Source organism: Paenibacillus aceti (assembly GCF_003614185.1).
Lineage (GTDB): Bacteria > Bacillota > Bacilli > Paenibacillales > Paenibacillaceae > Fontibacillus > Fontibacillus aceti.
In genome coordinates this window covers 2018753-2033553 of the sequence record NZ_KZ987724.1, presented here as the reverse complement: position 1 = coordinate 2033553, position 14801 = coordinate 2018753, and the positions used below count along the sequence as shown (strand labels likewise).

Sequence of the window (14801 nt, the reverse complement as noted above, 5' to 3'; positions counted from 1 at the left end):
GAATGAGTGCATTGCCTACGGAGTTCGAACGGACTGAGATTGGCGAGATTCAAATTGCACCAGAAGTCCTTGAGGTCATTGCGGGACTTGCTACAGTTGAAGTGAAGGGCGTCGCCGGCATGAGCGGTGGATTTGCTGGAGGCATTGCCGAATTGCTTGGCAAGAAGAATTTATCCAAAGGCGTTAAGGTGGAAGTTGGCCAGCGTGAAGCGGCTGTTGACGTATCCGTAATCGTGGAATATGGTAACCGTATTCCGGAGGTTGCTACTGAAATTCAACGTAATGTGAAGCGTTCGATCGAGACGATGACCGGTCTGACGGTGATTGAGGTGAACGTTCAGATTCACGATGTTATTTTCAAGGCAGCCGAGAAACCTGAGGAAGTAGAGCCTAACCACAGGGTGAAATAATATCAAGTAACGAACCCCCGACCGTATGTGTCAGGGGTTTACTATAATTTTTTTGTATATGAAAGTGTGTTCGAAAAGGTCGGTTTTCAGCACTGAGAAGGAGGCTATTCCTGTCGTGGCCAAAATTTTGGACAGAATCTTGCTGCTCATTTACAGCTTAGTTGTTGGAGTATTATCTATACTATCTATTCTACTAATGACTGGCTCGTACACATTAACCCTTAATAAAGAGCAAGGGCACACCCTGTTGATATCATCCATAGTGGTGGCTGCTGTACTGATCTTGCTCAGCATCCGTTTCTTCTACATCTCTGTGCGCCGCGAGCGCAATCATCAATCCTCGATTGATCAGCGTACGGACTATGGGGATATTCAAATCTCCGTCGATACGATCGAGAACCTGTCCTACAAGGCAGCTTCACGGGTGCGCGGGGTTAGAGAGGTCAAGACGAGAATTCGGATCGCGGAGTCGGGTCTGGAGATTATGATTCGAGCTGTCGTTGATGGTGAATCGTCGATACCGGCTATGACTGAGGAAGTGCAGAAGCAAGTCCACGATCACGTGGAGGAGATTACAGGTATTCCGGTAGCCTATGTTTCAGTGTATATAGCTAACCTTGTCCATTCACCTGTTATTAAAAGTCGGGTCGAATAGGGGGAGTGGCTGTGTTCTGGAAGCAATTATGGGAGAGTCATAAGGGACGGCTACTGGGTGTAGCGTCGGCTTTGTTTCTATGCCCGATCTATCTGTTTTTCGGATTTTGGAATATGTTATTCTGCGCGCTTCTGTTATTTGTAGGCTATACGCTCGGCAAATACAAAGATTTAGATGAAGGTCCGCTTATTCCGTGGAAAGAAGTAAGAGAATGGCTGGATACGCGCTGGCGCCCTTTTAAATGATTCCTGTGATATGTTTTCTCCGGAAAAGAGTTTGTGTATTATTTTTTGTGGAGAAAGCACGTCACAGGTTTTTTTTGTTTGAATGAGAAGATTATAAGAAATATAATGAGAATCGGTTGTAATTTAGTTCATAATAAATCTAGGGATATGCAGGATATGAGGCTGATCGCTCTCCTTGGCAAAGCTGGGGAGAAGGAGGCCATTAATCAAGGAGGAAATACATGAAACGTCGACTAGCAAGAGAAATTGCCGTACAAAGTCTGTATCATATGGAAATGAATGAGGTAGAAGCGGAAGAAGCGGTGCGCATGCTGATCGCTGAAGCCACTGGGGAGAACGAAGGCGAAGTGAAAATCACTAATGTGGATGAAGCGGAGACCTTCGTGCTTGAGCTGGTCAAGGGAACCTGGAGCCGGAAGGAAGATATCGACCGCGTTCTAACCGAGTATCTGAAGGGCTGGCAAGTTAGCCGCTTATCCAAGGTGGATCGTCAAGTGCTGCGGCTTGCTGTCTTCGAGATGGTCTATCGCGATGATGTACCTGGCAAGGTAGCTGTGAATGAGGCGATCGAGGTGGCCAAGCATTTCGGAACTGGCGAGTCCGGTAAATTTGTCAATGGCGTACTGGGCAAGATGGTTCACGAGATTGATCAGATTAAACAGAAATTATAGTATTGCGTGGAAAAGGAGATAGATAGATGACAGCACCAATTATTAGCGGTAAACAAGTATCCGAAGAGATTCGCGGGAATTTGCGCCAGGAAGTTGAGTCTCTGGTGAAGCAAGGTTTGACACCGGGTCTGGCGGTTATTCTTGTCGGTGAGGACCCTGCCTCGCAAGTATATGTCCGCAATAAAGAGAAAGCTTGCCACGATCTAGGCTACTATTCTGAGGTTCATCGTCTGCCTGCCTCTACATCTCAGGAGGAACTACTGGCGCTGGTAGAAAAGCTGAATCAGCAAGCCGATATTCACGGGATTCTTGTACAATTGCCTCTGCCGAAGCATATTGATGAGAAGTCTGTTATCAACGCGATTGCTGTAGAGAAGGATGTGGATGGCTTCCATCCGGTCAATGTCGGCAATTTGGTCATCGGCGATGATAGTCTGCTTCCTTGCACTCCGGCAGGCGTGATCGAATTGATCAAGCGCACAGGCATCGAAATGTCTGGCAAGCATGCTGTTGTTATCGGTCGCAGTAATATCGTCGGGAAGCCGGTATCCTTGCTGCTGCAGCGGGAGAACGCGACGGTTACAATGTGTCATTCCCGCACGGCGAATATGAAGGAAATCACGAAGCAGGCGGATATTCTCGTCGTAGCGATCGGCAGAGCTAACTTCGTGGACGCTTCTTATGTTAAACCGGGGGCAGTAGTGATTGACGTAGGCATGAATCGACTTGATAATGGCAAGTTGGCTGGAGATGTGGATTTCGAGAGTGTCAAGGAGATTTCCGGGCCGATCACTCCGGTTCCAGGCGGAGTTGGACCTATGACCATTACGATGCTGATGCATAATACGCTGATTGCCGCCAAGCGGTTAGCTGGGTTGGCTTAATAGACCATTCGCTTCAATCTCTAACGAAACAGCAGATTGTTATTTTATCAAAAATAGCCGTAAATGAAATCAAACGAAAACACCATATCGCTATTCAAGGAAAAGCGAGCTTAAAGCTTCTGAATCGCCCAGATAGCGGTACTCTGTTTCGTTGCCATTTTGCGGAGCCTTTTTTGGGTAAAATAGAGATACTGCGTATCGTTAGAGGTGATCTCAGGCTGGAAAGGGGGAGGTCCTTCCTATGGAGCAGCGTATTTTATCGATCAAGGAACTGAATCGTTATATTCGTATGAAGCTGGAATCGGACTCCTTGCTGCGGGACGTGTGGATTCGCGGGGAAATATCGAATTTCACACATCACTCCAGCGGACATATGTATTTTACCCTGAAGGATAAGGACAGTAGGATCCGGACGATTATGTTCGCTTCGCATAACCAGCGGCTGCCCTTCATTCCGAAGGAAGGTGCCCGGGTCATTGCCCGCGGCAATGTATCTGTCTATGAGCGGGACGGGCAGTACCAATTCTACGCGACACATATGCAACCGGACGGGATCGGCAGTCTATATCTCGCCTATGAGCAGCTGAAGGGCAAGCTGGAGACGGAGGGGCTGTTCGCTTCGGAACGCAAGCGGCCGATTCCGCGCTATCCGCGGGTGATCGGAGTTATTACTTCGCCTACCGGAGCGGCCGTGCGTGATATTCTTACGACGCTCGGGCGCCGCTATCCGCAGGCAGCGGTCGTCTTATATCCGGTGCTGGTGCAGGGCAAGGCAGCGGCCCCTTCCATTGTGAAAGCGATTCGCACGCTGAACAGGATGGGTGAGGCCGACGTCTTGATCGTCGGCCGGGGTGGCGGCTCGCTCGAGGAGCTGTGGGCGTTCAATGAGGAGCAGGTCGCGCGGGCGATCTACGCCTCGGAAATCCCGGTCATCTCGGCCGTAGGCCACGAGACGGATTTCACGATCGCCGATTTCGTCAGCGACCTGCGCGCGGCAACGCCCACTGCGGCGGCAGAGCTCGCCGTGCCGCACCGCGCCGAGCTGAAGGCTCAGCTCGGCCAATGCGAGCGCGTGCTGCAGCGCAGCCTGCAGCACCAGCTGGCCCAGGCGGGCGAGCGCTTGCGCCGCCTGGCCAATTCGCCGGCGCTGCTGCAGCCGCGCCGCAGTCTGTTCCAGCACGCAGAGCGGCTGGACATGCTGACGACGCGCCTCAAGGCGCGCGCGTCGGCTCGCAAGGAGCTGGCGGCCAGCGCGCATGACCGCCTGAGCGGACGCCTGCTTCGTTATCACCCACAGGAGACTCTGATCTTCGCTGCGCGCAGGCAGAGTGAGATGGAGCGGCAGCTCCGGCAGGCGATGACCCGGCTGCTTAAGGAGAATACGCAGCGGCTTCAGGCGGGCATACGCCAATTGGATGCGCTCAGTCCGTTGAAGGTGATGGCTCGGGGCTATAGCTTGGTCTATGATGAACAGCATGAATCGATAATCAAGTCTTTGAATGATGTTGAACCGGGAGATATGGTGAAGGTGAAGGTAACCGATGGCGAGCTCGATTGCCAGGTTTGGGGCATGAGACGGGAAGGAGATGAGGACGATCATGGCAGATAAACAGGAAATGAGCTTCGAGGAAGCGATGAATCAATTGGAGACGATCGTGAATCAGCTGGAGCATGGCGATGTTCCGTTGGAGAAAGCGATCGATCTGTTCCAGCAAGGGATGCAGTTGTCGCAATTATGCGGCCAGAAGCTGGCCCAGGTAGAACGCAAAATCGAGATGATTGTGGAGGAGGACGGCGAGATGAGAAAGCAGCCGTTCATTCCGCAGACAGAGGAGAGCGAGACGCTTGGCTAACACGTTGATCACACAATATATCGAAGAAATTTCCGGTCTGGTCACCTCCCGCTTGCAGACGATCTTCCCGGCGGATTGGGATATTCCCGTGAATTTGCGGGAATCGATGCAGTATTCCCTGATGGCTGGGGGCAAGCGGCTTCGTCCGCTGCTTGTCATCACTGCGGCGGAGGCGCTGGGCGGAAGCCGCGAGGCGGCTCTGCCCGTGGCCTGTGCCGTAGAAATGGTACATACCTATTCCCTGGTTCATGATGATCTGCCAGCGATGGACGATGATGATTTCCGGCGCGGCAAGCCTACCAATCATAAGGTGTTTGGTGAAGCGATGGCGATTTTGGGCGGGGACGGGCTGTTGACTCATGCTTTTTACAGTGTTGTTGAGGCCCAGCGCAAGCATGGGATTCCGGCCGAGGCCGTGCTCTCGATCGTGGAGGAACTGTCGCTGTTTGCCGGGCCTGCCGGCATGGTCGGCGGACAAGCTGCCGATATGGAAGGCGAACAGGGACTCACCAGTCTGGAGCAGTTGCAATATATTCATAAGCATAAAACCGGAGATTTGATCGTATTCTGTCTCAAGGCAGGCGGACGGATCGCTGGAGCTTCGGCAGCTCAGCTCGAAGCGCTGGAGACCTACGGGCGCAACATCGGTCTGGCCTTCCAAATCCAGGATGACATCCTCGATCTTGTCGGGGATGAAGGCAAGCTTGGCAAGCGGACGCAGAGCGATGTCAAGCAGCAGAAGGTCACTTATCCTTACTTCATCGGGCTGGAGGCCTCACGGGCAGAGATGCAGCGGCTTACTGAGGAAGCCAAGCAGACGGTGTCGGGAGGCTTGATTACCAAGCCTGAAATGCTGTTGGAGATTGCGGATTATTTGCTGCGCAGAGATCATTAAATTGCAGGTTTGTTTCATTAATTCGTCAATCGTGTGATATAATGTAGACTATTATCAATAGTGAGAAATCCATGAAGGAAGCGGGGAAGAGTAATGCTGCTTTCGCAAATAAATGATCCGAGCGATCTGAAGAAGTTAACTGTAGATGAGCTGCCGATTTTGGCTGAAGAGGTTCGACAATTTCTGATTGAGAAGCTGTCGGTGACCGGCGGGCATCTGGCATCCAATTTGGGTGTAGTTGAGTTGACGATCGCTCTTCATTATTGCTACAACAGTCCACGAGATAAATTTATTTTTGACGTAGGCCATCAGGCATATGTCCACAAAATATTAACAGGCCGGATGGATCGATTCGACAGCCTGCGTCAGCATAACGGCTTGTGCGGTTTTGTAAAGCGCTGCGAGAGCGAGCATGACGTATGGGAGGCGGGACACAGCAGCACTTCGCTGTCCGCTGCCATGGGGATGGCCCTGGCCCGGGATTTGAAGGGCGAGGACAATCAGGTCGTCGCGATTATCGGCGACGGCGCTCTGACCGGAGGAATGGCGTTCGAAGCGTTGAACCATATCGGTCATGAGCAGAAGAATATGATGGTTATTCTAAATGACAATGAAATGTCGATCGCTCCGAATGTTGGTGCGGTGCATAACTATCTGACGAAAATTCGTTCGGATCGCAATTATTTGCGGGCCAAGGACGAGGTTGAGCAGTTGCTTAAGAAAATCCCGGCCATCGGCGGAAAGTTAGCCAAGACGGCGGAGAGAGTTAAAGATAGTCTGAAATATATGATGGTTCCCGGCATATTGTTCGAGGAGCTCGGATTTAAATATTTGGGGCCGGTAGACGGACATGATGTAGAAGGCTTGATCGAAGCATTTACCCAGGCCAATAATGTGAAGGGTCCTGTACTTGTCCATGTCTTAACAACAAAGGGTAAGGGCTATACGCCAGCGGAGAAGGATTCGATCAAATGGCATGGGATTAGCCCATACAAAATTGAGTCCGGTCAAGTATTGAAGGCGGTGGGGAATCCCACTTATACCGATGTCTTCGGCCAGACCCTGATCGAGCTGGGCGAAGAGGATAAGCGGATTGTCGCTGTTACTCCGGCGATGCCGAGCGGTTCAGGTCTGATTAAATTCTCCAAGCATTTCCCTGATCGAATGATCGATGTCGGAATTGCTGAACAGCATGCGGCGACGATGTGTGCTGCGCTGGCTATGGAGGGCTTGAAGCCTGTATTCGCAGTTTATTCGACATTTATGCAGCGCTCCTATGATCAGATTGTGCATGATATTTGCCGTCAGAATGCGAATGTCATGATCGCCATTGACCGCGCAGGCTTTGTCGGTGCTGATGGCGAGACGCATCAAGGGGTATTTGATATCGCGTTCCTGCGTCATATCCCGAATATTGTGGTGATGATGCCGAAGGATGAGAATGAGCTGCGTCATATGATGAAGACAGCGTTAGAATATAATGACGGACCTATTGCTTACCGCTATCCAAGGAGCAGCGTACCAGGTGTGCAGCTTGATGAAGTGCTGGCACCGATTCCGATCGGTACTTGGGAGACAGTACGCGAAGGAGAGGGACCTATCGTCATCGCAGTCGGTCCTATGGTCCAAGTGGCTGAAGAAGCGGCGACTACTTTGAAGCGGGACGGCATCTATCTGAATATTATCAATGCGCGCTTTATTAAGCCGCTGGATGAGAAGATGCTGCTGCAATTGGCCAAATACAATAGACAGATGATCGTGATGGAAGAAGCCAGCGTGGCTGGTAGTTTGGGCAGCGCTATACTTGAGTTTTATGCCGAGCAAGGGATCGCTGGACTAGACATCAGCTTAATGGGCATCCCTGACCGGTTCATCGAGCATGGCAGTGTCAAGGATCAGCTAAGGGAGGTCGGCTTGACCGCCGATAAGCTGGTGGAGAATATTAGAGGCTTCAGAGCCGCTCAGAAATTTGCATATACGCAGAAAAATCAGTAACAATGGAAGATGATCCAACTTTGTGCTGATGAGATTGTTTCAGTCAGGAGAATTACATGTCTGTTTCTAAGGAAAGAATAGATGTCCTGCTGGTGGAGCAGGGGTATTTTGATAGTAGGGAAAAAGCAAAGGCAGCCATCATGGCAGGCCTAGTATATAGCGGAACGGAGCGGCTTGAGAAAGCAGGCACGAAGATTCCCAGGGATACGGCACTGTCGGTAAAGGGAGCTGTTCATCCTTATGTCGGGCGCGGTGGTTTGAAGCTCGAGAAGGCGCTGAAATGGTTCCAGATCGATATGAAGGACCGGGTCATGCTCGATATCGGTTCTTCAACAGGCGGTTTCACCGACTGCGCTCTGCAGAACGGGGCCAGCTATGTATATGCCATTGATGTAGGCTACAATCAGCTCGATTGGTCGCTGCGTAATGATGCCAGGGTGAATGTCAAGGAACGAACCAACTTCAGGTACATGACCCCGGAAGATCTGGATGGACCTGCCCCTGACTTCGCTAGCATTGATGTTTCCTTTATTTCCCTCAAAATTATTTTACCGCCACTGCTGCAGCTGCTTCAGCGTCCGGCAGACATTGCCGCATTGATTAAGCCTCAGTTTGAAGCCGGTCGCGAGAAGGTTGGCAAATCCGGAGTTGTGCGTGATCCGAAGGTTCATATTGAGGTGCTGGAGCAGGTACTGGAGGAAGCACTAAGTCTTGGGTTCAAGCTTCAGGGCTTAACGTTCTCGCCGATCACGGGTGGAGAGGGAAATGTGGAATTTTTGGCGCATTTTCGCCTGGAGGAGGAACGGGCTGCTGAGGTTGATTCAGCGGCGATTTCCAAGCTTGTGCGTCAGGTTGTAGAGGAAGCTGGTGCCATATTCAGTGTGAACCCGTCGAAATGACGGGTTTTTCATTATGGCTTTAGCCAGTTGAGTGCGTGAAACGCGCGAAACAAAAAACCACCCGCTATGCGGGTGGAGGGATCGAGGGTTTGACCAATAAGACCATCCCGATAGAATTGAGATGTTCAGGCTCAATTGAAAGGAATGGTCTTAGATGGCAAACAAGAGCTATAGTCTAGCTCACACGAAGTGGATGTGCAAATACCACATTGTGTTCACCCCGAAGTATAGACGGAAAGAGATCTATAATCAAGTGAGGAAAGACTTAATCGAAATTTTCAAACGTTTATGTAAGTATAAGGGAGTGGACATCCTGGAAGGTCATATGATGCCAGATCATGTACACATGCTGGTAGCGATCCCCCCAAAGATAGCCGTGTCCACATTCATGGGATATCTGAAGGGGAAAAGTTCGCTAATGATCTTTGAAAAGCACGCGCAACTAAAGTATAAATATGGGAATCGAAAATTTTGGGCAGAAGGCTATTATGTAAGTACAGTGGGCCTAAATGAAGCAACCGTAGCAAAATACATTCGTGAACAAGAAGCACATGACCAAGCAATAGATAAGTTGAGTGTAAAAGAGTACGAAGATCCGTTTAGCAGTAACAGGAGCAAAAAGAAATAAACCAGTTTAACTGGTTAGTGAAAGTGACAAATTACACTGAGCCTGAACAGATTTGTGGTCAGGCTAGCGTCTTTAGGCGCAGTTTGGCAACAGGGGGTTATACCCCAAGTGCAAACCACCCGTTGGACGGGTGGTCATGATTTTTTTTGATAAGCATGTCTTGAAAATAGAACAGACGTTCCCTATAATAGAAGGTGAATAAAATGTTGCCTTCATGAACAGGAGCTGGCCTTCATTCGTCGAATTAATCTTCTTGAGGTGATTTCGATGGGAGATTACTCTGACGGGCTGTTAATGCTGCTGATTACGGGAATTATTCTGTATTTAATTTACCGGACTTTTCGTTCTTGGGTGCGCAAGCCCTTTACGCTCAGATCAGGTATTGGTTTTGAGATGAATGAAGAGATTCTGGAGCATCCGGCGGTTGACTTGCTGGAACAGGCAGGATATGAGGTGGTCAGCGACAAGCTGAAGGTTCCATTAACCTTCAAAGTTGATGATCAGGCTCTGCATAGCCGCCTTTTTATCGACTATATTGTCGTCAAGAATGGGGAATTCTATATAGTTAGAACATCCCGCGAGCGATTACCCATCGAATGGACAGGCAGCGGCATGCGTAAGGATTTTCTTAGTTTTCTGCTGTTGTATCCGGACTGCGCCGGAGTATTGTATATTGATCTGGAGCAGGGGGCCATACGGGAGATCGCCTTGACAGCAGGAGAATCCGAAGAGGATGAAATAAGCCAATGAAGGAACATGGAGGATGTTTATGAAAGGTCAACGACATATTAAGATAAGAGAGATTATATCAAATCGGGAAGTGGAGACCCAAGATGAATTAGTGGAAGCGCTTAGGGAATCTGGATTCCAGGTCACGCAAGCTACCGTATCGCGGGATATCAAGGAACTAATGCTGATTAAGGTTCCGACGGATGACGGGCGTTATAAATATTCATTGCCGACCGCACAGCGCTATAACCCGATTCAGAAGCTGCAGCGTGCATTGGTCGACAGCTTTGTAAGCATCGATCATACGGGGAATCTGGTCGTCATCAAATGCTTGCCAGGGACGGCTAATTCGGTTGCAGTTCTGCTTGATAATATGGAATGGCCTGATCTTCTGGGCACGATCTGTGGGGATGATACCATCCTGCTGATCTGTCGCGATGAAGCTTATAGCCATTATGTAATCGATCAGATTATGGGCTTTATTTCCTGATTTCGTAATATTGCTTTAATTGGGAAGGGGTTGTCGTTCGTTGTTAGTCCATTTATCGATTCGGAACTTGGCGGTGGTGGAAGCTGTTGACGTTAAGTTTCATTCCGGGTTTCATGTTCTTACTGGGGAGACCGGAGCGGGTAAGTCAATTATTATAGATGCCCTTGGTCTTATCGCTGGAGGCAGGGGCTCGGCGGACCTGATTCGTTATGGGTGTGAGCGGGCCGAGATGGAGGCTTCTTTCGATCTGCCTGCAGCGCATTCGGTGTGGACGACACTTGCGGATTTTGGCATTAGCGCGGCCACGGATGAACTGTTAATCATTCGTCGAGAGATCAGCGCCCAAGGCAAGAGTACGGCCAGAATTAACGGCCAGCTTGTGAATTTGTCCATGCTGCGCGAAGTCGGCGAGCAGTTGATTAATTTGCATGGACAGCATGAGCATGGAACATTGCTGAAGCCCGAGAAGCATCTTGAACTGCTGGATGCTTATGGTGCTGATACAATCCGTCCCATTAAGGCGAAATATCAGGATACATATTCCGCTTATATTCAAGTGGATAGAGAATATCATGAGCTTCGCAATACTAGCCAGCAGGCGCTACAGATGCTTGATCTTTACCGATTTCAAATCGAAGAGATCGCTGCCGCCGGATTAAAACCTGGTGAAGATGAATTATTATTGGAGGAAAAGAACAAGCTATCCCATAGTGAGAAAATGATGGACTCGGTTTCTCAAGCATATGATTTGCTGTATGGTCAACAGGGACTGGAGGCTGTAGCCAAGGCCATAGCCAAGCTCAGCGATGTCACAGGCTTCGATCCGCGCAGAATCGAGCCCATGCTGGAGCAATTGAAGAATGCGTATTATCAGCTGGAGGATGTCTCCTTCGGGCTACGGACTTACCGGGATAACATCGAGTTTAATCCGGAGCGTTTGGAGGAAGTAGAGGAACGGCTTGATTTACTGTCAACCTTGAAGCGTAAGTATGGAGATAATTCAGAGGATATTCTGACCTATTACGATAAAATACTCCGTGAGACCGAGACCTTGGAGAATAAGGATGAATTACTGGATAAGCTGGAGGCGCAACGTGAGCAGATGTTAGAGCAGTTGTTCCAGGTGGCTGAGAAGCTTAGTGCAGAACGCCGCAAGAGGGCCGATGAGCTGGCTGTTCAAATCGAGAATGAGCTTAAGGAGCTGCAGATGGGACGAACCTCATTCGAGGTGCGGCTGGCCTGGAATGAAGATGCTCAAGGTGTTGAATGGCATGGACGGAAAATTCGTCCGGGTAAGCAAGGTATCGATAATGCCGAATTTTTAATATCTGCGAATCCTGGAGAGCCCTTGCGACCGCTTAGCAAGATCGCTTCTGGCGGGGAACTGTCACGGATTATGCTCGCGCTTAAGAGTATCTTCGCCCGCCATGACCATGTGCCCGTGCTTATCTTTGACGAAGTGGATACCGGTGTCAGCGGACGGGCAGCCCAATCCATCGCGGAGAAGCTTTTCCGTTTGTCGAGAACCTGTCAGGTTTTCTCCATTACCCATCTTCCGCAAGTGGCATGTATGGCGGAGCGGCAATATTTAATTGAGAAGATTGTTGCGGATGGCCGGACGATGACGCAGATTGAGGAGCTTAACGAAGACGGTCGTGTGAATGAATTAGCACGTATGCTCGGCGGTGTGGAGATTACTGAGAAGACGCAGCATCATGCTCAGGAAATGCTGAAGCTGGCTGTCGCCCAAAAGGATTCAATTTGAGGCCGGAACAATGATTGACAGTAATAAAAGACCTGCCCCGGGGTATCTTATAGGTACGCAATTGGCGACCACCTTTTCGTCAAGCGAAGAAGCTAAGGGAGTGTGACAGCCATTGAACCCGAACCTCACCAAGAGATTACTCGGTCTTTTATTTGCTTTTTTCTTATGTTTTTTCGGTGCCACTGCAGCCAATGGACAGTCTTTCAATTTGCCTGATGAATTGCGATTGTTCCAAGGGCAGGGGACACAGCTGCATTTAGCTTTGCCCGTACAAGCTTCTGTCAGCATCGATCGGCCTGATGTACTTACGCTGAATGGACAGGCGGTTCCTACGATGACTGTCTCATTAGGCGAACCGCTCAAGCTTGATTCTGTAGGCAGCGGTGAAGCCAACATCCGCATGAAATTATTCGGTCAAATTCCTCTCAAAACCGTGAAAGTGAATGTTATTCCCGACTTGAAGGTCATCCCCGGAGGGCAGACAATTGGAGTTAAAGTGAAGTCTGCTGGGATTCTGGTCGTCGGCCATCATCAGGTGGCGACTGACAATGAGAAGCTGTCCCCTGGAGAAGTGGCTGGCTTGAAGATTGGGGATTTAATCACACATCTGAATGGAATTGAACTGAAGGATGTTAAGGATGTCGCCGGCATTGCTGATCAGGCGGGCAAGAGCAAGCAGCCGATCCAGGTTACTTATAAGCGTGGCGGCAGGAGTTATACCACTACATTAACTCCCGCTTTTGACAATGAGGATCGCTCCTGGAGGATAGGGCTCTATATCCGTGATTCGGCAGCGGGCGTGGGAACTTTGACCTTTTATGATCCGAAGAAAGGTGTTTACGGGGCTCTGGGGCATGTTATTACAGACATGAATACTCAGACACCGATCGTTGTGGGCAGCGGTCAAATTCTGCAGTCCAGCGTAACCTCGATCTCCAAGAGCGAGAGCGGAGAACCCGGTGAGAAAAGAGCGCATTTTATCAAAGAAGGAAGAACTCTCGGCACGATTGAACGAAACACTCCATTTGGCATTTTCGGTAAGATGACGGAGAATCCTGAACATAGTGTATATAAGAATGGAATTCCCGTCGCTTTTGCTGAGGAAGTGAAAGAAGGTCCGGCTGAAATTCTGACAGTAGTCGAAGGCCAGCGGGTGGAGAAATTTAAAGTTGAAATCATCCATGTATCCAGGCAGAGTGCTCCAGAGACCAAAGGATTAGTGCTGCGAATTACCGATTCCCGTTTGATTGAGAAGACTGGCGGGATCGTACAGGGGATGAGCGGTAGTCCGATTATCCAGAATGGTAAACTGATTGGTGCAGTGACCCATGTCTTTGTGAACGATCCGCGTTCGGGCTATGGCTGCTTTATCGAGTGGATGCTACAGGATGCAGGAGTTCTTAACCATAAATCAACTCTTCAGGATCTTAAGGCTAGCTAAGCCTTAGGATCTTTTGTTTAAATAAATTGTCGCCGGCGAGGGATGATTTTTGTTAGTGATTGTCGAATTAAAATGAAACAACACGTAATGTGTAAGTAAACAATTAATTATAGCTTAAACCAATAAAAAATTAAAGAAAAAAAATTTTCGACAGAAGGAATTTACTTTTGCGTGTCGAATCCTTATTCTGGAAAGGGAGAATAGTAAAATTTATTCGAGTTTCTTAAGGAGGACGTCGTCAGTGCAGAAAATTGAAGTGTTGTTGGCGGATGATAATCGGGAATTTACGAATTTGCTCGCTGAGTATATCTCGGAGCAGGACGATATGATCGTCTCGGGAATTGCTTATAATGGCGAAGAAGTGCTGGAGATGATCGACAACGCTTCTAAAATTCCAGATGTATTGATTCTGGATATTATCATGCCGCATCTGGACGGTCTGGGCGTATTGGAAAGGTTACGCGAAATGAATTTAAATCCGCAGCCCCAAATTATTATGCTGACCGCTTTTGGTCAGGAGAACATTACGCAACGTGCAGTACAGCTTGGTGCATCGTACTATATCCTTAAGCCATTCGATATGGAGGTTCTCGTCAATCGGATTCGTCAACTGGTGGGCGTAACGACTGTAACCTCGGGAACTGCGCAATCTTCATCCTTTAGCAAGTCGAACGTTGTGCCGATTGGCAAAGGTAAAAATCTGGACGCGAATATAACAAGTATCATACATGAAATCGGTGTGCCAGCACATATTAAGGGATATCAATATCTGCGGGAAGCCATCACCATGGTCTACAACAATATTGAGATTCTTGGCTCCATCACTAAGACCTTGTATCCGGCGATCGCCGAGAAATTCAAAACAACGCCTTCCCGCGTTGAACGTGCTATCCGCCATGCGATCGAAGTCGCCTGGACGCGTGGCAACCTCGACTCCATTAGCCACCTGTTCGGCTATACCGTCAATATTAGCAAGTCCAAACCTACCAATAGCGAATTCATCGCGATGGTGGCAGATAAGCTGAGAATTGAGCATAAGGTGTCGTGAAAGGATAAGAAATAGAGGTAGGCGTCACCTCCCTTCCGAGAGGCTAGCCGACCGCCCATATAAGCCTATTCTATTGCTTGTTTGATTGTACCATAATTTGTAAATGAGTGGCGTTTTCTGCCACTCATTTTTGATTGCAACTCAGCCAGTATACATCAAAACTAATTTGCCAATTTGACCCCTCCGGTCTATA

General features: G+C 49.2%; 16 protein-coding genes. All 16 read left to right on the top strand.

The features are described from left to right. Positions 1-2: 2 nt before the first annotated feature. Entirely contained in the window at positions 3-410 is a 408-nt protein-coding gene (locus BFJ94_RS09050; RefSeq protein ID WP_120462366.1) for an Asp23/Gls24 family envelope stress response protein, read from the top strand. Positions 411-525: 115 nt separating this feature from the next. Then, positions 526-1065 (top strand): alkaline shock response membrane anchor protein AmaP, encoded by a 540-nt coding sequence (gene amaP / locus BFJ94_RS09045; RefSeq protein WP_120462365.1) that lies wholly within the window; start codon positions 526-528, stop codon positions 1063-1065. Between the two features lie 11 nt (positions 1066-1076). Then, entirely contained in the window at positions 1077-1310 is a 234-nt protein-coding gene (locus tag BFJ94_RS09040) for a DUF2273 domain-containing protein (protein ID WP_120462364.1), read from the top strand. A gap of 221 nt (positions 1311-1531) precedes the next feature. Continuing rightward, positions 1532-1981: a transcription antitermination factor NusB gene (gene nusB / locus BFJ94_RS09035; RefSeq protein WP_120462363.1), complete on the top strand. Its 450-nt coding sequence runs from the start codon at positions 1532-1534 to the stop codon at positions 1979-1981. 26 nt (positions 1982-2007) lie between these two features. Then, the gene (folD, locus tag BFJ94_RS09030) at positions 2008-2865 is read left to right on the top strand and encodes a bifunctional methylenetetrahydrofolate dehydrogenase/methenyltetrahydrofolate cyclohydrolase FolD (protein ID WP_120462362.1); all 858 of its coding nucleotides are present in this window, start codon (positions 2008-2010) and stop codon (positions 2863-2865) included. Between the two features lie 241 nt (positions 2866-3106). Beyond that, entirely contained in the window at positions 3107-4474 is a 1368-nt protein-coding gene (xseA, locus tag BFJ94_RS09025; RefSeq protein WP_120462361.1) for an exodeoxyribonuclease VII large subunit, read from the top strand. After that, a complete protein-coding gene (xseB, locus tag BFJ94_RS09020) occupies positions 4464-4718 on the top strand; it encodes an exodeoxyribonuclease VII small subunit (protein ID WP_120462360.1) in 255 nt (84 codons plus the stop codon). Before xseA ends, xseB begins: the two co-directional genes overlap by 11 nt. Next, positions 4711-5613, top strand: coding sequence for a polyprenyl synthetase family protein (locus BFJ94_RS09015; RefSeq protein WP_120462359.1), 903 nt, complete (start codon positions 4711-4713; stop codon positions 5611-5613). The genes xseB and BFJ94_RS09015 overlap by 8 nt, the downstream gene beginning before the upstream one ends. A gap of 93 nt (positions 5614-5706) precedes the next feature. Then, positions 5707-7608, top strand: a complete 1902-nt coding sequence (gene dxs, locus BFJ94_RS09010) for a 1-deoxy-D-xylulose-5-phosphate synthase (protein WP_120462358.1) — start codon at positions 5707-5709, stop codon at positions 7606-7608. A gap of 56 nt (positions 7609-7664) precedes the next feature. Next, positions 7665-8507, top strand: coding sequence for a TlyA family RNA methyltransferase (locus BFJ94_RS09005; protein WP_120462357.1), 843 nt, complete (start codon positions 7665-7667; stop codon positions 8505-8507). A gap of 154 nt (positions 8508-8661) precedes the next feature. After that, a complete protein-coding gene (tnpA, locus tag BFJ94_RS09000; protein ID WP_120460925.1) occupies positions 8662-9135 on the top strand; it encodes an IS200/IS605 family transposase in 474 nt (157 codons plus the stop codon). A 267-nt stretch (positions 9136-9402) separates the two neighbouring features. Continuing rightward, positions 9403-9885 (top strand): hypothetical protein, encoded by a 483-nt coding sequence (locus BFJ94_RS08995; protein WP_120462356.1) that lies wholly within the window; start codon positions 9403-9405, stop codon positions 9883-9885. A gap of 19 nt (positions 9886-9904) precedes the next feature. Then, the gene (gene ahrC / locus BFJ94_RS08990; RefSeq protein ID WP_120462355.1) at positions 9905-10354 is read left to right on the top strand and encodes a transcriptional regulator AhrC/ArgR; all 450 of its coding nucleotides are present in this window, start codon (positions 9905-9907) and stop codon (positions 10352-10354) included. 40 nt (positions 10355-10394) lie between these two features. After that, positions 10395-12119, top strand: a complete 1725-nt coding sequence (gene recN, locus BFJ94_RS08985; RefSeq protein ID WP_120462354.1) for a DNA repair protein RecN — start codon at positions 10395-10397, stop codon at positions 12117-12119. Between the two features lie 112 nt (positions 12120-12231). After that, positions 12232-13560, top strand: a complete 1329-nt coding sequence (spoIVB, locus tag BFJ94_RS08980; RefSeq protein WP_120462353.1) for a SpoIVB peptidase — start codon at positions 12232-12234, stop codon at positions 13558-13560. Between the two features lie 241 nt (positions 13561-13801). Beyond that, positions 13802-14608: a sporulation transcription factor Spo0A gene (gene spo0A, locus BFJ94_RS08975; RefSeq protein WP_120462352.1), complete on the top strand. Its 807-nt coding sequence runs from the start codon at positions 13802-13804 to the stop codon at positions 14606-14608. Positions 14609-14801 lie beyond the last annotated feature (193 nt).